The organism is Actinotalea solisilvae, assembly GCF_016464425.1.
GTDB classification, from domain to species: domain Bacteria; phylum Actinomycetota; class Actinomycetes; order Actinomycetales; family Cellulomonadaceae; genus Actinotalea; species Actinotalea solisilvae.
Genome location: NZ_JADDKQ010000001.1, coordinates 502,549 through 526,687, shown reverse-complemented (window position 1 = coordinate 526,687; position 24,139 = coordinate 502,549). Strand labels below are relative to the sequence as shown.

The 24,139-nt window shown below is 75.2% G+C and carries 28 protein-coding genes; 16 read left to right on the top strand and 12 right to left on the bottom strand.

Annotation, left to right across the window (positions count from 1 at the left end; translation table 11 throughout):
* Positions 1-16: 16 nt before the first annotated feature.
* Both JIG38_RS02360 and JIG38_RS02355 read right to left on the bottom strand, forming a co-directional pair.
* Positions 17-814: an ABC transporter permease gene (locus tag JIG38_RS02360; RefSeq protein ID WP_199421847.1), complete on the bottom strand. Its 798-nt coding sequence runs from the start codon at positions 812-814 to the stop codon at positions 17-19.
* The gene (locus JIG38_RS02355) at positions 811-1,821 is read right to left on the bottom strand and encodes an ABC transporter ATP-binding protein (RefSeq protein ID WP_307844476.1); all 1,011 of its coding nucleotides are present in this window, start codon (positions 1,819-1,821) and stop codon (positions 811-813) included. The genes JIG38_RS02360 and JIG38_RS02355 overlap by 4 nt, the downstream gene beginning before the upstream one ends.
* 233 nt (positions 1,822-2,054) lie before the next feature.
* Between JIG38_RS02355 and JIG38_RS02350 the strand changes: the two genes are divergently transcribed.
* The 8 genes from JIG38_RS02350 to JIG38_RS02315 all read left to right on the top strand — a co-directional run bounded on the left by JIG38_RS02350 (position 2,055) and on the right by JIG38_RS02315 (position 9,062).
* Positions 2,055-2,909: a helix-turn-helix transcriptional regulator gene (locus JIG38_RS02350; protein WP_199421846.1), complete on the top strand. Its 855-nt coding sequence runs from the start codon at positions 2,055-2,057 to the stop codon at positions 2,907-2,909.
* Positions 2,906-4,336 carry a Fe-S cluster assembly protein SufB gene (gene sufB, locus JIG38_RS02345; protein ID WP_307844475.1) on the top strand — a complete coding sequence of 477 codons (1,431 nt, stop codon included), beginning with the start codon at positions 2,906-2,908 and terminating at the stop codon, positions 4,334-4,336. The genes JIG38_RS02350 and sufB overlap by 4 nt, the downstream gene beginning before the upstream one ends.
* Before the next feature lie 82 nt (positions 4,337-4,418).
* A complete protein-coding gene (sufD, locus tag JIG38_RS02340; RefSeq protein ID WP_199421845.1) occupies positions 4,419-5,753 on the top strand; it encodes a Fe-S cluster assembly protein SufD in 1,335 nt (444 codons plus the stop codon).
* Complete coding sequence (locus JIG38_RS02335) at positions 5,750-6,088, top strand: non-heme iron oxygenase ferredoxin subunit (protein ID WP_199421844.1); 339 nt, start codon at positions 5,750-5,752, stop codon at positions 6,086-6,088. The genes sufD and JIG38_RS02335 overlap by 4 nt, the downstream gene beginning before the upstream one ends.
* Positions 6,089-6,099: 11 nt before the next feature.
* Positions 6,100-6,858 carry a Fe-S cluster assembly ATPase SufC gene (gene sufC / locus JIG38_RS02330; RefSeq protein WP_199421843.1) on the top strand — a complete coding sequence of 253 codons (759 nt, stop codon included), beginning with the start codon at positions 6,100-6,102 and terminating at the stop codon, positions 6,856-6,858.
* A gap of 58 nt (positions 6,859-6,916) precedes the next feature.
* Positions 6,917-8,251 carry a SufS family cysteine desulfurase gene (locus JIG38_RS02325; RefSeq protein ID WP_199421842.1) on the top strand — a complete coding sequence of 445 codons (1,335 nt, stop codon included), beginning with the start codon at positions 6,917-6,919 and terminating at the stop codon, positions 8,249-8,251.
* The gene (gene sufU, locus JIG38_RS02320; RefSeq protein ID WP_199421841.1) at positions 8,248-8,718 is read left to right on the top strand and encodes a Fe-S cluster assembly sulfur transfer protein SufU; all 471 of its coding nucleotides are present in this window, start codon (positions 8,248-8,250) and stop codon (positions 8,716-8,718) included. The genes JIG38_RS02325 and sufU overlap by 4 nt, the downstream gene beginning before the upstream one ends.
* Complete coding sequence (locus JIG38_RS02315; protein WP_199421840.1) at positions 8,715-9,062, top strand: metal-sulfur cluster assembly factor; 348 nt, start codon at positions 8,715-8,717, stop codon at positions 9,060-9,062. Before sufU ends, JIG38_RS02315 begins: the two co-directional genes overlap by 4 nt.
* An 88-nt stretch (positions 9,063-9,150) precedes the next feature.
* On the opposite strand, the gene ypfJ is transcribed toward JIG38_RS02315, so the two are convergent.
* The 4 genes from ypfJ to JIG38_RS02295 all read right to left on the bottom strand — a co-directional run bounded on the left by ypfJ (position 9,151) and on the right by JIG38_RS02295 (position 12,225).
* Entirely contained in the window at positions 9,151-10,026 is an 876-nt protein-coding gene (ypfJ, locus tag JIG38_RS02310) for a KPN_02809 family neutral zinc metallopeptidase (protein ID WP_199421839.1), read from the bottom strand.
* Positions 10,027-10,107: 81 nt separating this feature from the next.
* Complete coding sequence (locus JIG38_RS02305; protein WP_199421838.1) at positions 10,108-10,779, bottom strand: energy-coupling factor transporter transmembrane component T; 672 nt, start codon at positions 10,777-10,779, stop codon at positions 10,108-10,110.
* Positions 10,776-11,540, bottom strand: coding sequence for an energy-coupling factor ABC transporter ATP-binding protein (locus JIG38_RS02300; protein WP_199421837.1), 765 nt, complete (start codon positions 11,538-11,540; stop codon positions 10,776-10,778). Before JIG38_RS02300 ends, JIG38_RS02305 begins: the two co-directional genes overlap by 4 nt.
* Positions 11,541-11,601: 61 nt before the next feature.
* Positions 11,602-12,225, bottom strand: a complete 624-nt coding sequence (locus JIG38_RS02295; RefSeq protein WP_199421836.1) for a biotin transporter BioY — start codon at positions 12,223-12,225, stop codon at positions 11,602-11,604.
* A gap of 234 nt (positions 12,226-12,459) precedes the next feature.
* Between JIG38_RS02295 and JIG38_RS02290 the strand changes: the two genes are divergently transcribed.
* Positions 12,460-14,034, top strand: a complete 1,575-nt coding sequence (locus JIG38_RS02290; protein ID WP_233404332.1) for an ABC-F family ATP-binding cassette domain-containing protein — start codon at positions 12,460-12,462, stop codon at positions 14,032-14,034.
* A gap of 95 nt (positions 14,035-14,129) precedes the next feature.
* A complete protein-coding gene (locus JIG38_RS02285; protein ID WP_199421834.1) occupies positions 14,130-14,378 on the top strand; it encodes a helix-turn-helix domain-containing protein in 249 nt (82 codons plus the stop codon).
* On the opposite strand, the gene JIG38_RS02280 is transcribed toward JIG38_RS02285, so the two are convergent.
* From JIG38_RS02280 to JIG38_RS02270, 3 genes are read right to left on the bottom strand one after another with little or no spacing between them, the layout of a single operon-like run.
* The gene (locus tag JIG38_RS02280) at positions 14,359-15,324 is read right to left on the bottom strand and encodes an SURF1 family protein (protein WP_307844471.1); all 966 of its coding nucleotides are present in this window, start codon (positions 15,322-15,324) and stop codon (positions 14,359-14,361) included. The two genes, JIG38_RS02285 and JIG38_RS02280, sit on opposite strands and share 20 nt — an antisense overlap.
* Before the next feature lie 6 nt (positions 15,325-15,330).
* The gene (locus JIG38_RS02275) at positions 15,331-15,549 is read right to left on the bottom strand and encodes a hypothetical protein (protein ID WP_199421833.1); all 219 of its coding nucleotides are present in this window, start codon (positions 15,547-15,549) and stop codon (positions 15,331-15,333) included.
* Positions 15,546-15,932, bottom strand: a complete 387-nt coding sequence (locus JIG38_RS02270; RefSeq protein ID WP_307844470.1) for a DUF3099 domain-containing protein — start codon at positions 15,930-15,932, stop codon at positions 15,546-15,548. The genes JIG38_RS02275 and JIG38_RS02270 overlap by 4 nt, the downstream gene beginning before the upstream one ends.
* Positions 15,933-16,082: 150 nt before the next feature.
* Between JIG38_RS02270 and fabG the strand changes: the two genes are divergently transcribed.
* The 4 genes from fabG (at position 16,083) to JIG38_RS02250 (ending at position 19,122) form a co-directional block, all read left to right on the top strand.
* A complete protein-coding gene (gene fabG / locus JIG38_RS02265; RefSeq protein ID WP_199421832.1) occupies positions 16,083-16,796 on the top strand; it encodes a 3-oxoacyl-ACP reductase FabG in 714 nt (237 codons plus the stop codon).
* A 96-nt stretch (positions 16,797-16,892) separates the two neighbouring features.
* Positions 16,893-17,660 (top strand): enoyl-ACP reductase FabI, encoded by a 768-nt coding sequence (gene fabI / locus JIG38_RS02260; RefSeq protein WP_199421831.1) that lies wholly within the window; start codon positions 16,893-16,895, stop codon positions 17,658-17,660.
* On the top strand, positions 17,657-18,178 hold the full coding sequence (locus JIG38_RS02255) for a SixA phosphatase family protein (RefSeq protein ID WP_199421830.1): 522 nt from the start codon (positions 17,657-17,659) through the stop codon (positions 18,176-18,178). The genes fabI and JIG38_RS02255 overlap by 4 nt, the downstream gene beginning before the upstream one ends.
* Positions 18,175-19,122, top strand: a complete 948-nt coding sequence (locus JIG38_RS02250) for a glycoside hydrolase family 88 protein (RefSeq protein ID WP_199421829.1) — start codon at positions 18,175-18,177, stop codon at positions 19,120-19,122. The genes JIG38_RS02255 and JIG38_RS02250 overlap by 4 nt, the downstream gene beginning before the upstream one ends.
* Before the next feature lie 49 nt (positions 19,123-19,171).
* Here the strand turns inward: JIG38_RS02250 and serB are convergent, their stop codons facing one another.
* Entirely contained in the window at positions 19,172-19,825 is a 654-nt protein-coding gene (serB, locus tag JIG38_RS02245) for a phosphoserine phosphatase SerB (RefSeq protein WP_307844468.1), read from the bottom strand.
* A gap of 58 nt (positions 19,826-19,883) precedes the next feature.
* Positions 19,884-21,125, bottom strand: a complete 1,242-nt coding sequence (gene glgC, locus JIG38_RS02240; RefSeq protein ID WP_199421828.1) for a glucose-1-phosphate adenylyltransferase — start codon at positions 21,123-21,125, stop codon at positions 19,884-19,886.
* Between the two features lie 69 nt (positions 21,126-21,194).
* Here glgC and glgA point away from each other — a divergent pair, with 69 nt between their 5' ends.
* Positions 21,195-22,400 carry a glycogen synthase gene (gene glgA, locus JIG38_RS02235; protein ID WP_199421827.1) on the top strand — a complete coding sequence of 402 codons (1,206 nt, stop codon included), beginning with the start codon at positions 21,195-21,197 and terminating at the stop codon, positions 22,398-22,400.
* Positions 22,401-22,449: 49 nt separating this feature from the next.
* On the opposite strand, the gene JIG38_RS02230 is transcribed toward glgA, so the two are convergent.
* A complete protein-coding gene (locus JIG38_RS02230) occupies positions 22,450-23,256 on the bottom strand; it encodes an Rv1486c family protein (protein WP_199421826.1) in 807 nt (268 codons plus the stop codon).
* 68 nt (positions 23,257-23,324) lie between these two features.
* On the opposite strand from JIG38_RS02230, the gene JIG38_RS02225 reads away from it, so the two are divergent.
* Positions 23,325-24,119, top strand: a complete 795-nt coding sequence (locus tag JIG38_RS02225; RefSeq protein ID WP_199421825.1) for an ABC transporter ATP-binding protein — start codon at positions 23,325-23,327, stop codon at positions 24,117-24,119.
* Positions 24,120-24,139 lie beyond the last annotated feature (20 nt).

Here is a 24,139-nt window from a genome sequence, read left to right as displayed (position 1 = left end):
CGGCGGTCCCGACGCGTCAGGACCAGCGGAAGGTGCGCGCGACGAGGGCCGACACGACCGCCGACCAGGCGGCGAGGACGAGCAGCGGACCGACGGCGACGCCGTCGCCCCCGAGCGCGGTCCGCAGGGCCTCGCCGAGAGCCCCGGAGGGCAGGAGCGGCGCCACCGCGCCGAGCGGCCCCGGGAGCATCGACGCGGGCAGCACCACGCCGCCGCCCGCCAGCAGCAGCACCCAGACGAGGTTCGCGACCGCGAGGACGGCCTCGGCGCGCAGCAGGCCCGCCACGAGCAGGGCGAGCGACGTGAACGCGGCCGTGCCGAGGACGAGGGCGACGAGGGCGGCCGGGACGCCCGCGGGGTCGGGGCGCCAGCCGAGCGCGACCGCCGCCCCGCCGAGCACCGCGACCTGGAGCAGCTCGAGCGCGACCACCGCGAGGACCTTGCCCGCCACGAGGCCGGATCGTCCGAGGGGTGTCGTCGCGAGCAGGCGCAGGACGCCGTTGCGCCGGTCGAAGCCGGTCGCGATCGCCTGCGACGTGAACGCCGTCGACATCACGGCGAGGGCGAGCACGCCCGGGGCGACCACGTCGATGCGCTCCGCGTCGGACGTGCCCAGGTCCACGAGCGACGTGCGGCCGAGCGCGACGAGGATGAGCAGCGGGAGCACGAGCGTGATGACGAGCTGCTCGCCGTTGCGCAGCACCGTCCGCACCTCCGCCGCGGCCTGGGCACCGACGCGACGCGCGAGCGGTGCAGCCTCCTGCGGTCGCGCGGTCCTGGCCGGGCTGCCGGCGGGCGGGGGAGCCGTGGTCATCGCAGGCGCCGTCCGGTGAGGTCGAGGAAGACGTCCTCGAGGGTGCGCTCGCCCGCGGCGAGCGCGACCACCAGGAGGCCGTGCGCCGCGGCCCATCCGGTCACCGCGTGGACCAGCGCGGGGTCGGCGCTCGCGAGCACCTCGAGGGTGCCGGGCGCCGCCGAGGGCGCGTCGCGCACGTCGGGGGCGCCGTGCGCGGCGAGGGCGGCTCGCAGCGTGGCCGCGGCGCCGGCGAGGTCGCGTCCCACCGGTCCGCCGTCGGTCGGTGCGGCGGCGTGCAGCGGTCGGACGGTCACGCGGAGCACGTCGTGCGCCCCGACGAGCTGGGCCGTGGTGCCCGCCGCGATGACGCGGCCGTCGTCGACGACGACCACGTGGTCCGCGAGGGCCTCGGCCTCGGCGATCTGGTGCGTCGTGAGCACGATCGTGGTCCCTTCGGCGCGCAGCTCGCGCACGAGGTCCCACACGGCGAGCCGGGCCTGCGGGTCCATGCCCGCGCTGGGCTCGTCGAGGAAGACGATGTCGGGCCGGCCGACGACGGCGGCCGCGAGGGCGAGGCGCTGGCGCTGCCCGCCCGAGAGGCGGCGCACCTGGGTCCGGGCGAACGCCGGCAGCCCGAGGCGCTCGCCGAGCTCCCCCAGGTCACGCGGGCGCGCGTACATCGCGGCGACGTGGCGCAGCGCCTCGCCCGCCGGGACCGTGCTGGGCAGGCCGCCGTCCTGCAGCATGACGCCGACGCGCGGGCGCAGGCGCGTCGCGTCGCGCACCGGGTCGAGGCCCAGCACGCGGACGCTGCCGCCGTCGGGCCGGCGCAGGCCCTCGCAGCACTCGACCGTGGTCGTCTTGCCGGCGCCGTTGGGCCCGAGCAGCGCGGTGAGCGCACCCGCGGGCGCGGCGAGATCGAGCCCGTGGACCACCTCGTGCCGGCCGTACCGCTTGACGAGCCCGTCGACCTCGACGGCGTCGCGTACGCCGGACGGGGCGCTCACGACGGGGGTGGGGGGCACGAGCGGGAAGTCTAGGCGGGCGTCGCGACCCCGGGTGACCCGTCCTCCGCGGTCGCGCGAGTCGTCCCGGTCCAGGTGAGGCACGCCTTCGTTGCAGGGAAGCAATTCAGCAACAAGGATGTTGCCTATATCGCGGCCGGACGACGGCCGCCCTGCACGGCGCGGCCCTCGGCCGCGGCACGGGCCTCCGCGACCGGGGCCCGACGAGCACGACGGACGACGGGAGGTGGGACGTGCCGGCAGCCGCACCCACCCCGCTCGTCCTCGAGGCGCGCGCCTCCGCCGCGGCGGACCCCGCCGAGCACACGACCCGGCGGCGCATCCTCCGCCTCGTGGTCGAGGCCGGCCCGGTCTCCGTCGTCGAGCTCGCGCGCGACCTCGACCTCACGACCGCCGGCGTGCGGCGTCACGTCGCGGCCCTCGAGGAGTCCGGCGAGATCGTCGTGCACACGGCCGCGCCCGCGGGCGCCCCGCGTCGCGGTCGGCCGGCGCGACGGTACGTCGCGACCGAGCGCGGCCAGGCCGCCCTGAGCAACGCCTACTCCGACCTGGCCGGCCAGGCGCTCGGCTTCCTCGCGCGGCTCGGCGGCGCCGACGCCGTCGTGGGCTTCGCCGAGCAGCGGGTCGCCCAGCTCGAGGCCCGGCTCGCGGGCCTCGCCGCGCAGGACGCACCCGTCGCCGACCGCGTCGCGGCGCTCGCCGCCGGCCTCGCGGTCGAGGGGTACGCGGCGTCCGCGCGTCCCGTGCCCGGGGGCCGCGCCGTCCAGCTCTGCCAGGGCCACTGCCCGGTGCAGGACGTCGCCGCGCAGTTCCCGCAGCTCTGCGAGGCCGAGACGCGCCTCTTCTCCCGGCTGCTGGGCGTCCACGTCCAGCGCCTCTCGACGCTCGCGTCCGGGGGGCACGTGTGCACGACGCACGTGCCCGTCCTGCCGGGCGTCCCGAGCGCCGGCCCGACCGGCACGACCAGCCCGAACGGTACGACCAGCCCCACCGGCACGACCAGCACGACCAGTACGACGCCGACCAGCACGGCCCAGGCACCAGCATCCGACCGTCCCGCGAGCGGGACCGTGGAGGGAACACGATGAGCGCACCCACCGAGCCCATGACCACCGACGAGGCGATCATCGCGTCGATCGGCAGCTACGGGTACGGCTGGCACGACAGCGACGCCGCCGGCATGTCCGCCCAGCGCGGGCTGTCCGAGGAGGTCGTCCGGAACATCTCCACGCTCAAGAACGAGCCCGAGTGGATGCTCAAGACGCGCCTCAAGGCCCTGCGCCTGTTCGACAAGAAGCCCATGCCGAACTGGGGATCGGACCTGTCCGGCATCGACTTCGACAACATCAAGTACTTCGTGCGGTCCACGGAGAAGCAGGCGACGTCGTGGGACGAGCTGCCCGAGGACATCAAGAACACGTACGACCGCCTGGGCATCCCCGAGGCCGAGAAGCAGCGCCTCGTCGCGGGCGTCGCGGCGCAGTACGAGTCCGAGGTCGTGTACCACCAGATCCGCGAGGACCTCGAGGAGCAGGGCGTCATCTTCGTCGACACCGACACGGGCCTGCGCGAGCACCCGGAGATCTTCGAGCAGTACTTCGGCTCCGTGATCCCGTCGGGCGACAACAAGTTCGCCGCGCTCAACACCGCCGTGTGGTCGGGCGGCTCGTTCGTCTACGTGCCGCCGGGCGTGCACGTCGAGATCCCGCTCCAGGCCTACTTCCGGATCAACACCGAGAACATGGGCCAGTTCGAGCGGACGCTGATCATCGCCGACGAGGGCTCGTACGTGCACTACGTCGAGGGCTGCACCGCGCCGATCTACTCGACCGACTCGCTGCACTCCGCCGTCGTCGAGATCATCGTCAAGAAGAACGCGCGCGTGCGGTACACGACCATCCAGAACTGGTCGAACAACGTCTACAACCTCGTCACGAAGCGGGCCACGGCCGCCGAGGGCGCGACCATGGAGTGGGTCGACGGCAACATCGGCTCCAAGGTGACCATGAAGTACCCGGCCATCTACCTCATGGGCGAGCACGCCAAGGGCGAGACGCTGTCGATCGCGTTCGCGGGCGAGGGCCAGCACCAGGACGCCGGCGCCAAGATGGTCCACGCCGCGCCCCGGACGTCGTCGTCGATCATCTCCAAGTCGGTCGCGCGCGGTGGCGGTCGCACGTCCTACCGCGGCCTCGTCCAGGTCCTCGAGGGTGCCGAGCACTCGGCGTCGACGGTCCTGTGCGACGCGCTGCTCGTCGACCAGATCTCGCGCTCCGACACGTACCCCTACGTCGACGTCCGCGAGGACGACGTCTCCATGGGTCACGAGGCGACGGTGTCCCGCGTGAGCGAGGACCAGCTCTTCTACCTCATGTCCCGCGGCATGGCGGAGACCGAGGCCATGGCCATGATCGTGCGCGGGTTCGTCGAGCCCATCGCGCGCGAGCTGCCCATGGAGTACGCCCTGGAGCTCAACCGGCTGATCGAGCTGCAGATGGAGGGCTCCGTCGGCTGACGCGCCGACGCCCTCCGCACTGCCGGCTCCCACCCCGCCGCGTCCCCGCGGCACCCCGACCCGAGAGGCCCCCACCACCGACATGGCCACCGACCTGACGACCGACCACAGCCGGGCCGTCGCCGACGGCGCGCACACGCACGGCCGGGGCGGCACGCCCCAGAGCTCGCGTGCGGCGCGCACGACGTCGTTCGACCTCGGCGCGTTCCCCGTCCCGACCGGGCGCGAGGAGGAGTGGCGCTTCTCGCCGGTCAGCCGGCTCGCGCCGCTGTTCGACGCCGCGGGCACGGGCCTCACCGGGACCGGGACGCAGGTCACGGTCGTGGAGGCGCCCGAGGTCCGGGTCGAGATCGTCGGCCGCGACGACGCGCGGCTCGGCACCGCGGGCAAGCCGGGGGACCGGACCGCCGCCGTCGCGTGGAGCTCGTTCCGCGAGGCGACGGTCGTGACGATCCCGGCCCAGGCGGTCGCGTCCACCGCGACGAGCGTCCGGGTCGAGGGCCTGCCGGTGGCGGACGCCGCGGACGGCCTGCCGGAGGCGTCGGCCGTGCACCTCCTGGTGCACGCGCAGCCCCTGAGCGAGGCCGTCGTGGTCGTCGACCACGTCGGCCGGGTCGACCTCACGGAGACGGTCGAGATCGTCGCGGAGGACGGCGCCCACCTCACGGTCGTCACCATCCACGACTGGGCGCAGGGCTCCGTGCACGCCGCGTCCCACCGCATCCGGCTGGGCCGCGACGCCACCGTCAAGCACATCCTCGTGACGCTCGGCGGCGACGTCGTGCGCGTGACGCCCGACGCCGAGTTCACGGGCGAGGGCGGCTCGGTCGAGGCGCTGGGCCTGTACTTCGCGGACGCCGACCAGCACCAGGAGCACCGGCTCTTCGTGGACCACGCCGTGCCGTCCTGCCGGTCGCGCGTCACGTACAAGGGCGCGCTCCAGGGCGCGGGCGCGCACACGGTGTGGGTCGGTGACGTCCTCATCCGCGCCAACGCCGAGGGCACCGACACCTACGAGCTCAACCGCAACCTCGTGCTCACCGACGGCGCGCGCGCCGACTCGGTGCCCAACCTCGAGATCGAGACGGGTCTCATCGAGGGCGCGGGCCACGCCTCGGCGACGGGCCGCTTCGACGACGAGCAGCTGTTCTACCTGCGTGCGCGCGGCATCCCCGAGGCCGACGCGCGGCGCCTGGTCGTGCGCGGCTTCTTCGCCGAGCTCGTCCAGCAGATCGGCCTGCCCGAGGTCGAGGAGCGCCTCATCGGCGCGATCGAGGCCGAGCTCGAGAGGAGCATGGCCGCGGCGGCGTCCGCCGAGGGCGCCCCGGCGCCCGCCGGTCCGGTCGGCGTCCCCGGCACCGTGACCGACTCCGAGGCGCCGGACGTGTCGGCGAGCAACCCGGTGATCTCGGCATGACCGCGCAGCTGGCCTGCATGACCGACGACGTCGCGCCGGGCACGGCGCTGCGCGTCGAGCTGGAGGGCGAGTCCGGGCCCGTGGAGGTCGCCGTGGTGCGCGACTCCGAGGGCGCCTGGCACGCCGTGAGCGACATCTGCTCCCACGGGCAGGTGTCCCTGTCCGACGGCGAGGTCGACGGCTGCACGATCGAGTGCTGGCTGCACGGCTCGACCTTCGACCTGCGCACCGGCGCACCCCTCGCCCTGCCGGCGACCCGACCCGTCCCCGTCTACCCCGTGACCGTCGACGGCGAGCGTGTGCTCGTCGACGTCGACGTCACCGCGAACGTCTGAGGAGAACCACCATGACCACGCTCGAGATCAAGGACCTGCACGTCAGCGTCGAGACGAAGGAGGGCCCCAAGCCCATCCTGCGCGGCGTCGACCTCACGGTCCGCAGCGGCGAGACGCACGCGATCATGGGTCCGAACGGGTCCGGCAAGTCGACCCTCGCGTACTCCCTCGCGGGCCACCCGAAGTACGACATCACCTCGGGCACCGTGCTGCTCGACGGCGTCGACGTCCTCGCGATGAGCGTCGACGAGCGCGCGCGCGCCGGCATGTTCCTCGCCATGCAGTACCCCGTCGAGGTGCCGGGCGTCAGCGTCACGAACTTCCTGCGGACCGCCAAGACCGCGATCGACGGCCAGGCGCCCGCGCTGCGCCACTGGGCCAAGGACGTCAAGAACGCCATGGAGCAGCTCCGCATGGACCCGACGTTCGCCGCGCGCAACGTCAACGAGGGCTTCTCGGGCGGCGAGAAGAAGCGCCACGAGATCCTCCAGATGGAGCTCCTCAAGCCCCGCATCGCGATCCTCGACGAGACGGACTCGGGCCTCGACGTCGACGCGCTGCGCGTCGTGTCCGAGGGCGTCAACCGCGTGCGCTCCACCGGCGAGGTCGGCGTCCTGCTCATCACGCACTACACGCGCATCCTGCGCTACATCCAGCCCGACTTCGTGCACGTCTTCGTCGACGGCCGGATCGCCGAGGAGGGCGGCCCCGAGCTCGCCGAGCGCCTCGAGGCCGAGGGCTACGACCGCTTCCTGGCGCCGTCGGCCTGACGTCCGCACGACGAGGTCGACCCGTCCGCACCATCCGCACGCTCCGCCGGAGGAACCCATGACAACCGTCCTCGAGCCGCACGCCGCAGGCTCCGGTCGGACCGGGCATGTGCTCACGCCGGCGGAGCTGGCGGCGGTGCGGGCCGACTTCCCGCTGCTCGCGCGCACCGTGCGCGGCGGGCGTCCCCTCGTCTACCTCGACTCGGGCGCGACGTCCCAGAAGCCCGACGTCGTCCTCGACGCCGAGCAGGACTTCTACCTGCAGCGCAACGCCGCCGTGCACCGCGGTGCGCACCAGCTCGCCGAGGAGGCGACGGAGGCGTTCGAGGACGCGCGGCGCGAGGTGGCGGAGCTCGTCGGCGCCGACGTCGACGAGATCGTGTGGCAGACGAACGCGACCGCGGGTCTCAACCTCGTCGCCTACGCGCTGTCGAACGCCACCCTGGGGCGTGGGGGAGCGGCCGCGCGTCGGTTCGCGCTCGCGCCGGGCGACGAGATCGTGGTCACCGAGGCGGAGCACCACGCCAACCTCGTCCCGTGGCAGGAGCTGTGCGCACGCACCGGCGCGGTGCTGCGGTGGATCGGCGTCGACGACGACGGCCGGCTGCGCACCGAGGAGCTCGCGACCACCGTCACGGAGCGCACGAAGGTGCTCGCGTTCACGCACGCGTCCAACGTCACGGGCGCGGTGACCGACGTCGCGGCGTTCGTCGCGCGGGCCCGTGAGGTCGGCGCGCTGACGGTGCTCGACGCGTGCCAGAGCGTGCCGCACCTGCCCGTGGACCTGCACGCCCTCGGCGTCGACCTCGCGGCCTTCTCGGGCCACAAGATGCTCGGCCCCACGGGCGTCGGCGCGCTCTACGGCCGGCGCGAGCTGCTCGCGGCGATGCCGCCGGTCGTCACGGGCGGCTCGATGGTCGAGGTCGTCACCATGGAGACGACGACGTACGCGCCGCCGCCCCAGCGCTTCGAGGCCGGGACGCAGATGGTCGCCCAGGCCGTCGCGATGGGCGCCGCCGCGCGCTACCTGCGCGAGCTCGGCATGGAGGCGGTCGCGGCGCACGAGCGCGAGATCGCCGGCCTCCTGCTCGAGGCCGTGACTGCCGTCCCGGGCGTGCGCGTCCTCGGCCCGACCGACACGCGTGACCGCCTCGCGGCCGTGTCGTTCGTCGTCGACGGGGTGCACGCGCACGACGTCGGCCAGGTGCTCGACGACGCGGGCGTCGCCGTCCGCGTCGGGCACCACTGCGCGCAGCCGCTCCACCGGCGCCTCGGCGTCGCCGCCTCCGCGCGCGCGTCCGCCGCGGTGTACACGACGCCGGACGAGGTCGCGGCCTTCGGTGCCGCGCTCGCGACCGTCCGGCCCTTCTTCGGACTGGGGGACGGCGCATGAGCAGCCCCATGGAGCAGCTCTACCAGCAGCTCATCCTCGACCACGCGAAGTCGCCGCACGGCCGCGGCCTCGCGGACGGCTTCACGGCCGAGTCGTTCCAGGTCAACCCCACCTGCGGGGACGAGGTGCGCCTGCGGGTCCACCTCGACGGCGACGCCGTCGCGCGCGTGAGCTGGGAGGGCCAGGGCTGCTCGATCTCGCAGGCGTCCGTGTCGGTCATGTCCGAGCTCGTCAGCGGCGAGCCGGTCACGACCGCCGAGGAGCTCGGCGAGACCTTCCGCCGCCTCATGCGCGCCCGCGGCGAGGGCCTCGACGAGGAGTCCGAGGACCGGCTCGGCGACGCGACGGCCTTCACGGGCGTCGCGCGCTACCCCGCACGCATCAAGTGCGCCTTGCTGGGATGGTCGGCGCTGCGTGACGCGTTGATCCAGTCGGGTGCCGCCACCCCCACCGAGGAGGACGCATGACCACGACCACGCCGGGCTCGGCCCCGCTCCCGACACCGCCGACGGCGGCCGACGTCGAGGAGGCGCTGCGCGACGTCATCGACCCCGAGCTGGGGATCAACGTCGTCGACCTGGGCCTCATCTACGGCGTCGTGCTGGACCAGAACAACCACGCGGTCATCGACATGACGCTCACGTCCGCGGCCTGCCCGCTCACCGACGTCATCGAGGACCAGTCGGCGACCGCACTGGACGGCGTCGTCGACGGCTTCCGGATCAACTGGGTGTGGATGCCGCCGTGGGGCCCGGAGAAGATCACCGACGACGGCCGCGAGCAGCTGCGCGCGCTCGGGTTCAACATCTGAGCCGGTCCACCATCGGACCCGTCGACCGACCGACGACGGCGCCACCCCGCGGGGGCGGCGCCGTCGTCGTGCGTCGCGGTGCGCCCGGTCAGAGCTCGGGGGCGCTGAACGTGTCGCAGGTCGCGGGGTCGCGCGACTCGTAGCCGGTCATGAACCAGGCCTGGCGCTGCTCGCTCGAGCCGTGCGTCCACGTGTGGGGGTTCACGCCCCCGCCCGACTGCGCCTGGATGTGGTCGTCGCCGACCGCCTCGGCGGCCGAGAGCGCGTCCGCGAGCTGCTCCTGGGTGATCGGCTCGAGGAAGACCTCGCCCGTGTCGGGGTCGACCTGCTGCGACGCCTGCCCGGCCCAGACCCCGGCGTAGCAGTCGGCCTGGAGCTCGACGCGCACCGAGTCGGACGTGGGACCGCTGCCCTGACGGTCGGCCTTGTCCATGACGCCGGTGATGGTCTGGATGTGGTGGCCGTACTCGTGCGCGGTGACGTACATCTCGGCGAGCGGGCCGCCCGAGGCGCCGAACTGGCTCTCGAGCAGGTCGTAGAAGCCGAGGTCGAGGTAGATGCCCTGGTCCGGCGGGCAGTAGAAGGGCCCCGTCGACGACGTCGCGTTGCCGCACCCGGTCGACGTCGCCTGCTCGAAGATCCAGACGTCGGGCTGGACGAACTCCATGCCCTGCGCCGGCACGGCCTCCGCCCAGTACGCGTCGAGCGACTGCACCGTCGCCGACAGCCGGCACTCGCGCGTGGTGTTGGCCTCCTCGGCCGTGCACTCGCCCACCGTGCCCTGCTCCTCGCTGCCGCCCCCGCCGCCGGCGACGCCCTCGAGCGCCGGGCCCACGTTGATGCCGGTGAACTGGTAGATGAGGAACGCGACGATCGCGAGGCCGGCGCCGCCGCCCGCGATCGCGCCCCCGCGACGCGTGCCGACCCGGCCGCCCTCGAAGCTCCCACCCTCGTTGAAGGTCATGGCCGTCACGGTACTGCCGAGCCCCCGACCCGGCCCGTCGAACCCCGGGGAGTGCGGGGCGGGCGGCCGGGGGGACCGGGCTCAGTCGCCGATGCCTCGGGCCGCGAGGGCGTCGCCCGTGCGCCGCGCGCGGCCGACGGCGCGGACGGCGGCCGGGACGAGGACGGCCCGCGGGTCGCTCTCGAGGCCGCGCGCCCGGGCGGCGTCGCGCGCCTCGAGCGACGTCCGCACGAGTGCGGGCACGGCGCGCAGCATGAGCCCGACGGCGAGGGCCACCGTCTCGGGCCTCAGCCCGACGTGCCGCAGCGGCCGGGCGGCGCGCGCCAGCGCGTCGAGGAGGCGGTCGGCCGGCGTCGTGGCGGTGAGCACGACGGCGACCAGCACGACCGTGAGCAGGTCCGCCGCGACCTCCACGCCCACCGCGGGCCCGCGCCGCCACCACTGGTACCCGCCGACGACGGCGGCGACGAGCAGGACGGGCGCGACCGCGCGCGCGGTCGGGCGCCACCGGAGCCGGGCGCTCGCCGCGACGGCCGCCGCGAGGGCGAGCAGCCCGAGCGACGCCGCGGCCCCCGTGAGCAGGACGACGGCGACGCCGACGACCGCGAGCCCGAGGAGCTTCGCGCCGGTCGGCGCCCGGTGCAGCCACGTCGTCCCGGGCTGGTGCAGCCCGAGCGGGCCCGCCCAGGGGACCCGCCCTCGGCGCGGGCGGGCGGGGGACCCGGGAGCCCGTGGGGCCTGCGGTCCGGTCACCGGGCGCGCGCCGTCATGAGGTCGACGTAGTGGTCGACGGCCGTGGCGGGCTCCCCGTCCGCGACCACGGCGCCGTCGTCGACGACGAGCACGCGGTCGGCGCGCCGCGCGGCGTCGAGGTCGTGCGTCACGAGCAGGAGCTGGACGTCGAGCGTGTCGAGGAGCGCGTCGACCGCCCGGCGCCAGCGCAGGTCGAGGAGCGTCGTCGGCTCGTCGCACACGAGCACGGCCGGCTCCGTCGCGAGCACGGTCGCGAGCGCGAGCAGCTGCTTCTGCCCGCCGGACAGCGCGTGCACGGGGACGTGCGCGCGGTCGCCCAGGCCATACCGCGCGAGGACGTCGAGCGCACGGGCGTCCCGCTCGGCCGCGGGCAGGTCGAGGCGGCGCAGCGAGAGCGCGACGTCCTCGCGGGGCGTCGGCATGACGATCTGCGCGTCCGGGTCGGTGAACGTGAAGCCGACCCGGCGGCGCACCGCCGCGCCGTCGCGCACCGTGTCCAGGCCGTCGACGACCACGCTGCCCGCCGACGGCAGGACGAGGCCGTTGACCATGCGCGCGAGCGTCGACTTGCCGGACCCGTTCGCCCCGACGACCGCGACGCGGCGCTCCCCGAGCCGCAGCGTCGTCGGCTCGAGCAGGGTCACGACGCGGTCGTGGCCGTGCCCGGCCCGGCGCCCGCGCGCGGCGTCGTGTCGCCGCCCCGGGCCGTCGGCGTCGTCGGCGGCCCAGGCCGTGACGGTCGCGTCGCGGAGCTCGATCACGCCACGAGCCTACGGCCGTGCGGCGGTGCGCCCCGGGGCGCGCGCCCGACCCCGGCCGGGCTCAGCGGCGCCGGTCGAGCAGGTCGGGGAACGCGCGCAGGACCGCGGTCGCGACGAGAGCGGCGAGCACGTTCTTCACGACGTCGCCGGGCAGGAAGACCGCGCCCAGGCCGATCGCCTCCTGCGCGTCGACACCGAGCCGGGCGCCCATGACCGCGATGCCGAGCGGGTGGATGAAGACGAGGCTGCCGGCCGTCGCGCTCGCGAACAGGGCGACGGGCCGCAGCGCGGGACGCACCCGCACCGCGCGCGACGCCAGGAACCCGGCCAGCGCGGCCGCGAGCGGGAAGGCCAGCAGGTAGCCGAGCGACACCTTGCCGAAGGTCGCGAGCCCGCCCGTGCCCTCGGAGAACACCGGGATGCCGGCGAACCCGACGGCGAGGTAGAGGAGCACCGCGAGCGTGCCGCGGAGCGGCCCGAGCACGAGCGCCGCGAGCATGACGCCGAAGGTCTGCAGCGTGATCGGCACCGCCATCCCGGGGAGCGTGATCCCGGGCAGGAGCGCGCAGACGGCGATGAAGGCCGCGAAGGTCGAGACGAGCGCGACGTCGGTCGCGACGGACGAGCGGACGACGGGCAGCGGCGCGCCGTCGTCGGGCAGAGCGGCCTCGTGGGTCTGGGCCATGGGGTCCTCCGGGTCTCGGCGCGCCGGCGGCAACCGGCGGCGCCGGCCGCTCGGCCGGCGCGGGCCTGGGCGTACCGTCGGATGGTCGACGGGCCGCGGTGCGACGTCGGGCGACGGCGCTCAGGTCGGTCGTCACGCTAGCCGGTCGTAGGATGAGCGACGTTTGTGCCCGCCCACAAGGCGGCTGGGCGCCTGTCGGAGGAAACCTCAGTGATCACCGCCCATGACGTCGAGATGCGTGTCGGCGTCCGCGTCCTGCTCGAGAAGGCCTCCTTCCGCATCGCCTCCGGGGACCGGATCGGCCTCGTCGGCCGCAACGGCGCCGGGAAGACGACGCTGACGCGCGTCCTCGCGGGTGAGGGTCAGCCGACGTCGGGCCAGGTCGTGCGTTCCGGCGACGTCGGCTACCTCCCGCAGGACCCGCGCACGGGCGACCTCGAGGTCGTCGCGATGGACCGCATCCTCTCGGCGCGCGGGCTGGACGACGTCGTGCGCCGGATGCGCAGCACCGAGGGCGAGATGGCGAGCGCCGACGACGAGACCCGCGACGCCGCGATGGAGCGCTACGGCAGGCTCGAGGCGCGGTTCACCGCGGCGGGCGGGTACGCCGCCGAGAGCGAGGCCGGCCGGATCGCGTCCAACCTCGGGCTGGCGGAGCGGATCCTCGCCCAGCCGCTGCGCACGCTCTCGGGCGGCCAGCGCCGCCGCGTCGAGCTCGCGCGGATCCTCTTCTCGGGCGCGGAGACGCTGCTGCTGGACGAGCCGACCAACCACCTCGACGCCGACTCGATCGTCTGGCTCCGCGACTACCTCTCCACCTACTCCGGCGGGTTCCTCGTCATCAGCCACGACGTCGACCTCGTGCGGTCGACCGTGAACAAGGTCTTCCACCTGGACGCCAACCGCGCCGAGCTGGACCAGTACAACCTCGGCTGGGACGCGTACCTCGCGCAGCGCGAGACGGACGAGCGCCGGCGCAAGCGCGAGCGCGCCAACGCCGAGAAGAAGGCCTCGGTGCTGCTCGCCCAGGCCGACAAGATGCGGGCCAAGGCGACCAAGGCGACGGCCGCGCAGAACATGGCGCGCCGCGCCGAGCGGCTGCTCTCCGGGCTCGAGGCCGAGCGTGCGTCCGACCGCGTCGCACGGCTGCGCTTCCCCGACCCCGCGCCCTGCGGCCGCACGCCGCTCACCGCGACCGGGCTCAGCAAGTCCTACGGCTCGCTCGAGGTGTTCACCGACGTCGACCTGGCGATCGACCGGGGGAGCCGCGTCGTCATCCTCGGGCTCAACGGTGCGGGCAAGACGACCCTGCTGCGGCTGCTGGCCGGCGTCGAGAAGGCCGACACGGGCGAGGTCGTGCCCGGGCACGGCCTCAAGCTGGGCTACTACGCGCAGGAGCACGAGACGCTCGACACCGAGCTCACGGTCGTGGAGAACCTGCGCCACTCGGCGCCCGACCTCACCGACACGCAGGTGCGCTCGGTGCTCGGCTCGTTCCTCTTCTCGGGCGACGACGCCGACAAGCCCGTGCGCGTGCTCTCGGGCGGCGAGAAGACGCGCCTCGCGCTCGCGGCGCTCGTCGTCTCGGCGGCGAACGTCCTCCTGCTCGACGAGCCGACCAACAACCTCGACCCGGCGAGCCGCGCCGAGGTGCTCGAGGCGCTCCGCGGGTACGCCGGCGCGGTGGTCATGGTCACGCACGACGAGGGCGCCGTGACGGCCTTGTCGCCCGAACGGGTGGTGCTCCTGCCCGATGGCGACGAAGATCTGTGGAACGACAGCTACGCGGATCTGATCTCGCTCGCGTGAGCTCGTCCCGCGCCGGCAGCGACCGGACGCGGGCGACGTCGGCCGGGCTCCCGTCCGGTGCGACGGGCCGCTGGACCTGGGTCTGGAGGACGACGATGACTGCAAAGCTCCCCAAGGGATCGCGGATCACCGGCGAGGGTCGGCAGGACCTGGCCGCCTCGCTCGTCGACCGGTACAACCGCGGCGAGAGCATCCGCGCGATGGCCGAGGACATCGGCCGCTCCTACGGCTTCGTCCACGGCGTGCTCGTCGAGCAGGGCGTGACGATGCGCACGCGCGGTGGTGCGACGCGGGGTGCCGCGGCCGAGGCCCGACGCGCGGCGCTCAAGCAGGGCCGCTCCTGACGCCTGACCCTGACGCCCCACCCGTCTGCGCGTCGAGGAGGGCGTCCTCCTCCTCCTCGGCCGTGGGCCGGCGCCGGGCCCGGGCGGCGGGCCGGGGCTCGCACCCCGCGCCGTCCGGCGGGACTGCGCCCTCACGCACGCCCCGCACCACGAGCACCACGCCCGTGCCCAGCGCGCCGAGGGCGAAGACCCACCACTGGAACGCGTAGGACAGGTGCGACCCCGGGTCGCGGCTCGGGGCCGGCAGCGCGCCGAGCCCGTCGGGCCGGGCGCCGTCCTCGCTGACGAGCGCGCCGTAGGCCTCGAGGGTCGCGGCCCGCGGCCACGCGGCCTCGTCGGCCGCCCCGTCGAGGGCCGCCTCGCGCACCTGGCCGGGCGCGACGGCCTGGACCTGGCCGCGCGGGGCGTCCCGGGTCGACGCGCGCTCCGCCACGCGCAGGTGGACGAGCAGCTCCAGCGCGCCGCCCGGCGGTGCCGGCGCCGCGACCGTGCCGCTCTCGTCGCCCGGCGGCACCCAGCCGCGGTCCACGACGAGGACGCGCCCGGCGAGCGGCCCGTCGGCCACGACGAACGGCGCGAGCACGTGGACGGCGGGCGTGCCGGCGACCGGCCGGTTGCGCAGCAGCACGGACGTGGGGAGGTACGCGCCGCGCACCTCGACGGTGCGCCACACGTCGGACGCGGCGAGCACCCCCGTGCCGTCGAGGACGTCGCCGAGGGGCACGGGGGCCGCGTCGTAGTTGCGCTCGACGACGGCGATCGCCGCGCTCCGGTCGACGTGCCGGCCCCACTGCCAGACCCCCGCGGCGACGCAGCCCGCGGCCACGAGCACCGCGACGAGCAGGACCCGGACCGCGTGGCCCAGGGTCCCGGGCGCGGCCGGCCCTGCGAGCCCTCGCGCGGGGTCGGCGTCCGGGGGCCTCGCGTCACGGGCGACGTCGGTCACCCCGGCTCACCCGTCGCTGGGCTCGAGGTCGGCGACCGCGACGGTGTCGCGGTGGAACCCACGCGCGCCGAGGAACTGCTCGAGGTGCGCGCGGTGGTCGTCGCACGCGAGCCAGACCTTGCGGCGGTCGGCCGTGTGCAGGGCGGGGTTGTTCCAGCGCAGCCCCCACGCGGCGTCGGCGCGGCAGCCGCGCGCGCTGCACAACAGATCGTCGGTCGTGCTCACGGCCGCGGCCCTCCCGTGCCGCCGGGGAGCCGTCCGGGCGACGGGGCCGCGGGCAGCGCCTGCTGGGCGACGAAGGGGTCCGGGGTCGCGGTCCGCTCGCGGCCGGCGTTGGCCAGCAGGACGGCGACGTAGGGCAGCACGACGGCGCCGACGAGCAGGAGCCAGCGCGTCCAGTGGTCGATCGCGACGGCGCCCACGAAGCACACGACGCGGATCGTCATCTGCAGGAGGTACCGGTGCGTGCGGCGCGCGATGTCGGCCGTGAGGGGCTCGGCCGCCCCCGTGATCGACGCGACGGGCTCGTGGCGCGGCGCCGTGCTCGCACCGCCCACGCGGCGCAGCCGCGCCACGGGCTCGTGCGCGGGGGGACCGGAGCGGTTCACCTCACGAGTTTACCCGTCGTTCGGTCCGCGGGCCGAGCGGGACCGGCGCCCGTCCCGTCGGCTAGGTTCGGCCTCGGCGGGTCGCCCCCGGGCCGTCGCGCCCGGTCAGGCGTCCGGCCTGGCAACATCCCCTGAACGAGTGGAGCCCCCGTGCAGACCGAGCCTCGCAGCGTGCTCGTGACCGGCGCGAACCGTGGCATCGGCCGCGCGATCGCGGAGCGGTTCGTCGCCTCCGGCGACAAGGTCGCGACGATCTACCGCAGCGGCGACCTGCCCGACGGGGTCCTCGGCGTCGTGGGCGACGTCACCGACACGGCCGCCGTCGACGCCGCGTTCACGCAGGTCGAGGCGGCGCACGGCCCCGTGGAGGTGCTCGTCGCGAACGCCGGCATCACGCGCGACCAGCTGCTCCTGCGCATGACCGACGAGGAGTTCGAGCAGGTCATCGACGTCAACCTCACGGGCACGTTCCGCTGCGTCCGGCGCGCCTCGAAGGGGATGATCCGGCTGCGCCGCGGGCGGATCGTCCTCATCTCGTCGGTCGTGGGCCTCTACGGCGGCGCCGGTCAGGTGAACTACGCGGCGTCGAAGGCGGCGCTGGTCGGCATGGCGCGCTCGATCACGCGCGAGCTCGGGGGCCGCGGCATCACGGCGAACGTCGTCGCACCGGGCTTCATCGACACCGCGATGACGGCGGCGTTGCCCGCCGAGCGCCAGGAGGCCTACCGTGCAGCGATCCCGGCCGGGCGGTTCGCCCAGCCGGAGGAGGTGGCCGGCGTCGTGCACTTCCTCGCCTCGCCGGACGCCGCGTACGTCTCGGGTGCGGTCGTCCCGGTCGACGGCGGTCTGGGCATGGGTCACTGACCCGGGCCCACCCCGCCCCGCCCGGTCCGCCGGGCAGCACGGCGCGGGCGCCCCGCGCCCGCCGGCACTCAGCACACCACGAAGGGAAGCGGCTCGATGGGTCTGCTCGACGGCAAGAAGCTCCTGGTCACCGGCGTCCTCATGGACAGCTCGATCGCCTTCCACGTGGCGCGGCTGGCCCAGGAGGAGGGTGCGGAGGTCGTCCTCACCTCGTTCGGCCGCCAGCTGCGGCTCACCCAGGCGATCGCCAAGCGCCTGCCCCAGGCCGCGCCCGTGGTCGAGCTCGACGCGACGTCGGCCGAGGACCTCGCGGCGCTCGCCGACCGGGTCCGCGAGCACACCGACCACCTCGACGGTGTCGTCCACTCGATCGGCTTCGCGCCGCAGTCCGTCATGGGCGGCAACTTCCTCGCGGGCGAGTGGGACGACGTCGCGACGGCGCTGCACGTCTCGGCCTACTCGCTCAAGGCGCTCGCCGTCGCCGCGCGGCCCCTCCTCGGCCGGGGCTCCTCGATCGTCGGGCTGACGTTCGACGCGCGCTACGCCTGGCCGGTCTACGACTGGATGGGCGTCGCGAAGGCGGCCTTCGAGTCGACGTCCCGGTACCTCGCGCGCGACCTCGGTCCCGAGGGCATCCGCGTCAACCTCGTGTCCGCCGGACCCGTGCGGACGACGGCGGCGAAGTCGATCCCCGGCTTCGAGGCGATGGAGGGCGGCTGGCCGGAGCGCGCCCCGCTCGGCTGGGACGCGCACGACCCCGAGCCGACGGCGCGCGCCGTCGCGGCCCTGCTCTCCGACTGGTTCCCGGCGACGACCGGCGAGATCGTCCACGTCGACGGCGGCTTCCACGCGATGGGGCTGTGAGCGCCGGAGCGGGCGGCGGCCGGCTGGTCCTGCTGCGGCACGCCAAGGCCGAGCCGGACGCCCCGACGGACGCGCTCCGTCCGCTGGCGCTCACGGGCCGCCGCCAGGCCGGTCAGGTCGGCGCGAGCCTCGCTTCGTCGGGTCTCGTGCCCGACCTCGCGCTCGTCTCGTCGGCCGTGCGGACGCGCCAGACCTGGGACCTCGTGCGCTCGGCCCTCGGCGGCCCGGAGCCCGAGGCCGAGGTCTCCGACCGGCTCTACGAGGCCGGGACCTCCGACGTGCTCGACATGGTCCGCGCGGTGGACCCGCGGGTCGCGACGCTCCTCGTCGTCGGGCACGAGCCCACGATGTCGAGCCTGGCCGCGACGCTCGCGGGACCGGGGAGCGACGACGCCGCCGTGGCGACGGTGCGCACCGGGCTCTCGACGGGTGCGTACGCGGTGCTCGAGGTCCCGGACTGGGCGGGCCTGGAGCCGCGCGGCGCCACGCTGACCGCCGCGGTGCGACCCGCGCGGTGACCGCGACGCGCGAGGGGGCGGTCTGGACGGCGCTGCTCGCGATGCAGCGGCTGTCCTGGGAGCAGGGCGTCGTCGCGCACGCGGCGCTCGACCACGCGCGTGGCGACCTCGTGGCGGCCCTGGCCGACGACGCCGTCGTCCGGCAGGACGCGCAGGGCCGGCTCGGGGAGGTCGACGGCGGTGGGCTGGTCAACTGCGGCGCGCTCGTCGAGGTGGTCGCGGTCGAGGCCGCGCGCACCGGGCGGGTGGACCTGGCCGCCGCGCTCGCGCGCCAGGCGGCGTGGTTCGACGCGGGCTGCCCGCGTGCGGCCGACGGCACGCTGCTGCACCTCGCGGGGTCCGCCCAGGTGTGGACCGACTCCGTCTACATGCTCGTACCGGCGCTGCTCCGCCTCGACCGGGCCGACGCCGCGCTCGTGCAGCTCGCGGGGCACCGCTCCCGGCTGCGCGGCGACGACGGCCTCTGGGCCGCGCGGTGGGACGAGCCGACGGCGACGCTCGTCGCGCCGCAGCGCTGGGGGACGGGCAACGGCTGGGTCGCGGCCGGCCTGGCCCGGGCCTGGCGCGAGCGCGCCGCGGCGCCGCACCGCGCGGCGCTCGCCGCGGAGGCCACCGCGGTCGTGACGGCGTGCCTCGCGCACCGCCGCGCCGACGGCCTCTTCCACGACGTCGTCGACGACCCCGGGAGCTTCGTCGAGGCGAACCTCGCCCAGATGCTCGCCTACGCGGTGCTCACGGGCGTCGCGGACGGCTGGCTCGACGCCGGCTGGGCCGACGTCGGACGCGACCTGCGCGCCGCCGCGGCGCGCGGCGTGGACGCGGACGGGCTCGTCCGCCCCGTCGCGGGCGCGCCGCACTTCGACCGGCCGGGGCGCTCGGCCGAGGCCCAGGCGTTCTTCCTGCTCGCGCTCGCGGCCGAGCGACGGGTCGACGCGCTCGGGTGAGGGGTCGGCGACGCCCGCGTCGCCGACGACGGACGGGCGCGCGTGCGCCTCAGGCGGGGGCGTCGAGGTGCTCGAGCACGGCGTCGAGCGGCGCGTCGAGCACGGCGACGTCGGCCTGCGCGCACACGACCGGCTTGGCGTTGAACGCGATGCCGAGGCCGGCCGCCGCGAGCATCCGCAGGTCGTTGGCGCCGTCGCCGATCGCGACGGTGCGCTCCATCGGCACGCCGTGCGCGCGGGCGAGCTCGCGCAGCGCGACCGCCTTGGCCTCGGCGTCGACGACCGGTCCGGTGACGCGGCCGGTGAGGTGGCCGGCCTCGACCTCGAGCCGGTTGGCGCGGACGAACCCGATCCCCAGCCGCTCGGCGAGGGGGTCGACGAGCTCGTGGAAGCCGCCCGAGACGAGCCCGACCGGCCAGCCACGTCGGTGCAGCTCGGCGACGAGGCGCTCGGCCCCGGGCGTGAGCGTCATCTCGGCCCGGACGGCGTCGAACACGGCCTCCGGGAGGCCGGCGAGCGTCGCGACGCGCTGGTGCAGGGACGTCGCGAAGTCGATCTCGCCGCGCATCGCGCTCTCGGTGATCGCCGTGACGGCGGCCCGCGACCCCGCGTGGCCCGCGAGCATCTCGATCACCTCGCCCGTGATGAGCGTCGAGTCGACGTCCATCACGACGACGCGCTGGTCGGGGGCCGCGGAGGTCACGCGTGGAGGGTAGCCGCGGCCCGCGGACGCGCCGCGGGACCGCCCACCCTCCGGTCGGTCAGGCCTGGACGACCGTGCCCTTGGGGACGACGGTGATGCCGCTCTCGCTCACGGTGAACCCGCGCGCCCGGTCGTGCTCGGCGTCGAGACCGACGCGCGCGCGCTCGGACACGACGACGTTCTTGTCGAGGATCGCGCGGTGGACCTGCGCGTGCCGGCCGACCGTCGTGCCGTCCATGACCACCGAGTCGCTCACCGACGCCCACGAGTGCAGGTAGACGCCGGGGGAGAGCACGGAGCCCGTCACGGTCGCGCCGGAGACGATGACTCCGGGCGAGACGAGCGAGTCCGCCGCGTGACCGAGGCGCCCGGGGCCGGCGTGGACGAATTTGGCGGGCGGCAGCTGGGCGTACCCGCTGAACACGGGCCAGTCGGTGTTGTACAGGTTGAACACCGGGTTGACCGAGATGAGGTCGAGGTTGGCGTCGTAGTACGAGTCGAGCGTCCCGACGTCGCGCCAGTAGTCGCGGTCGCGGTCGGTGGAGCCCGCGACGTCGTTGCGGATGAAGTCGTAGACGCCGGCCGTCCCGCGCTCGACGAAGTACGGCACGATGTCGCCGCCCATGTCGTGGCGCGACGTCGGGCTCGCCGCGTCCTTGGTGACGGCCTCGACGAGCGCGTCGACGTTCGCGACGTAGTTGCCCATCGACGCGAGGATCTCGCCGGGGGAGTCCGCGAGCCCGACGGGGTCCGTGGGCTTCTCGAGGAACGCGTTGATCTTGGTCGGGTCGTCGGCCTTGGTCTCGATGACGCCGAACTGGTCCGCGAGCCCGATCGGCTGACGGATCGCCGCGACCGTGAACTCGGCGCCCGACGCGAGGTGCGCGTCGACCATCTGCTCGAAGTCCATCCGGTACACGTGGTCCGCACCGACCACGACGACGACGTCGGGCCGCTCGTCGGTGATGATGTTGAGGCACTGGAAGATCGCGTCGGCGCTGCCCAGGTACCAGTGCTTGCCGACCCGCTGCTGCGCGGGGACGGGTGCGACGTAGTTGCCGAGCAGCGGCGACATGCGCCACGTCTTGGCGACGTGGCGGTCGAGGCTGTGCGACTTGTACTGCGTGAGCACCACGATCTGCAGGTAGTGCGAGTTCACGAGGTTCGAGAGGGCGAAGTCGACCAGCCGGTACATGCCGCCGAACGGGACCGCGGGTTTGGCCCGGTCCGCCGTGAGGGGCATGAGTCGCTTGCCCTCGCCACCGGCGAGGACGATTGCCAGGACGCGCGGCGCTGCCATACCCGTGACCCTAGGGGCGCGGACGCCGTCCGGCCAGACGATCGCCACCCGGCGCGCTAGCGTGTCGCTGTGCGCGTCGACCTGCTGACCCGGGAGTACCCACCGCACGTGTACGGCGGAGCCGGCGTGCACGTCGCGGAGCTGAGCTCCGTGCTGCGGCGCCACCTCGACGTGCGCGTGCGCTGCTTCGACGGCGCGCGGTCCGAGGAGGGCGTGACGGGCTACGACGTGCCCGGCGGCCTGAGCCGGCACAACCCCGCGCTGCGCACGTTCGGCGTCGACCTGCTCATGGCGGGGGACGTCGAGGGCGCGGACCTGGTCCACTCCCACACCTGGTACGCCAACCTCGCCGGGCACCTCGCGGGCCTGCTGCACGGCATCCCGCACGTCGTGAGCGCGCACAGCCTCGAGCCGCTGCGCCCGTGGAAGGCCGAGCAGCTCGGCGGCGGCTACGCGCTGTCCGGCTGGGCCGAGCAGACGGCGTACGAGGGCGCCGCCGCGGTGATCGCGGTGAGCGCGGGCATGCGCGCCGACATCCTGCGCTGCTACCCGCAGGTCGACCCGGCCAAGGTCCACGTCGTGCACAACGGGATCGACCTGTCGGGCTGGCGCCGGCCCGAGGGTCACGAGGCGGTCGACCGGGCGGACGCCGTCGTGCGCGCCCTGGGCATCGATCCCGACCGTCCGTCCGTGGTGTTCGTCGGCCGGATCACGCGCCAGAAGGGCCTGCCCTACCTCCTGCGCGCGGCCGAGGCGCTGCCGCCCGAGGTCCAGCTCGTCCTCTGCGCGGGCGCGCCGGACACCCCCGAGATCTCGGCCGAGGTCGCCGGGCTGGTCGCCGACCTCCGCCAGCAGCGCGACGGCGTCGTGTGGATCGAGCAGATGCTGCCGCGCGACGAGCTCGTCGCCGTGCTCTCGTCGGGGACCGTGTTCGCGTGCCCGTCCGTCTACGAGCCGCTGGGGATCGTCAACCTCGAGGCCATGGCCTGCGGCCTGCCCGTCGTCGGCACGGCGACCGGAGGCATCCCGGAGGTCGTCGACGACGGCGTCACCGGGCTGCTGGTCCCCATCGAGCAGGTGCAGGACGGGACCGGCACGCCCGTCCACCCCGACCGGTTCGTCGCGGACCTCGCGGCGGCGCTCACCGCGCTCGCGACCGACCCGCAGCGCGCCGCCGAGATGGGCCGCGCCGCACGACGACGCGTCGAGGACCACTTCGCGTGGGACGCGATCGCCGAGCGCACCGTCGAGGTCTACCGCTCCGTCCTCGCCTGAGCCTCGCGGCGACGCCGCGTCGGACGCGCGGCCGCCCCGGGTCGCCCCCTCAGGCCGGCCGGCCCGCTGCGCCCGCGCTCGCGGTCGCCGCCGCGACGGCGTGGCGCGCCGCGTGGTCGACGTGACGCAGGGCGGCGGAGCGCTGGTCGGCCTGCCACAGGTTGACCGCGCCGCCGTCGTCCGCGGTCGCCAGCTCGACGACCGCGCGCAGCCGGACGGCGGTCACCAGGACACGCAGGGCGCGCGGGGTGAGGCCGCTCGGCAGCAGCCAGCCCGGGTCGGCGTCGGACCGCAGGGCGGCGATCGCGTCCGCCGCGTCGTCGCGCCAGCGCGCGACGTCGAGCTGGGCGAGCGCCTCGGTCGCGTCCCGGAGGGCCTCGCGCAGGCTCATCTCCGCCTCGCTGAGGGTCCCGACCACACCCGGCAGTCGCGGCCGCCAGTCGGGCACCTCGTGCACGCGCCACGTCACCAGGTGCCCGGTGTCGTGCACGGAGCCGAAGGCGGTCACCTCGGGGACCGCGGCCCACGCCCGCCCCGCGGCGTGCGCGAGCACGCACTCGCCGGCGTCGACGGCGGCCGCCGCCACGAGCGGGGGCAGGCCGGTGACGTCGCCCGGCACGGGCAGCAGCGCGGCGGACGTGCGAGGGCCGCTCGCCCAGGCCGCGAGCAGGTCCTCGAGGCTCGCACCGTCCTCGACCGGAGCGGGTGCGCCGTCGTCCGCGTCGGCCACGAGGTGCGGCTCGTCATCACCCTGCACGGCACGCGCCGCGCGCCGGACGGGGTCCGAGCCGGAGCCGACCCCCTGGACCCAGAGGGACAGCAGCACGGAGCGGGGGAGCTCGAGCAGCGGGTTCACGAGAACCAGTCTGCCGCCGTCGCGGCGGTGGGCCGGGCGCGCGCGCCGCGCGGGTAGGGTCGGGGACCATGACGCCGGTGCTCGACCTGCAGGACGTGTCCATCCGCCGCGGCGCCAAGACGATCCTCGACCACGTGTCGTGGACGGTGGCCGACGGCGAGCGCTGGGTGGTCCTCGGCCGCAACGGCGCCGGCAAGACGACCATGCTGCAGATCGCCGCGGGCCGCATGCACCCGTCGAGCGGCACGGCGCACGTGCTGGGCGAGCGGCTCGGCGCGGTCGACGTGTTCGAGCTGCGGCCGCGGATCGGAGTCGCCTCGGCCGCGCTGGCCGACCGCATCCCGGGCGGCGAGACCGTGCTCGACGTCGTGCTCACCGCCGCCTACGGCATGACCGGGCGGTGGCGCGAGCAGTACGAGGCGCTCGACCACGAGCGCGCCCGCGTGCTGCTCGAGGTGTTCGGCGTCGGCGACCTCGCCGAGCGCACCTTCGGGACGCTGAGCGAGGGCGAGCGCAAGCGCACGCAGATCGCGCGCGCGCTCATGACCGACCCCGAGCTCCTGCTCCTCGACGAGCCCGCCGCGGGCCTCGACCTGGGCGGCCGTGAGGAGCTCGTCGGCGCGCTCACGGAGCTCGCGCGCGACCACCGCTCGCCGGTCCTCGTGCTGGTCACCCACCACGTCGAGGAGATCCCGGCGGGCTTCACGCACGGCCTGCTGCTGCGCGAGGGCCGCGTGCACGCGGCCGGCCCGCTCGAGGAGGTGCTCACGACGGAGAGGCTGTCCGAGACGTTCGACGTCGAGCTCACCGTCGACCGGCACACGGACCGGCACGGGGACCGCTGGAGCGCGCGCGCCCGCTGACCCGACGCGCCCGCCGCTCC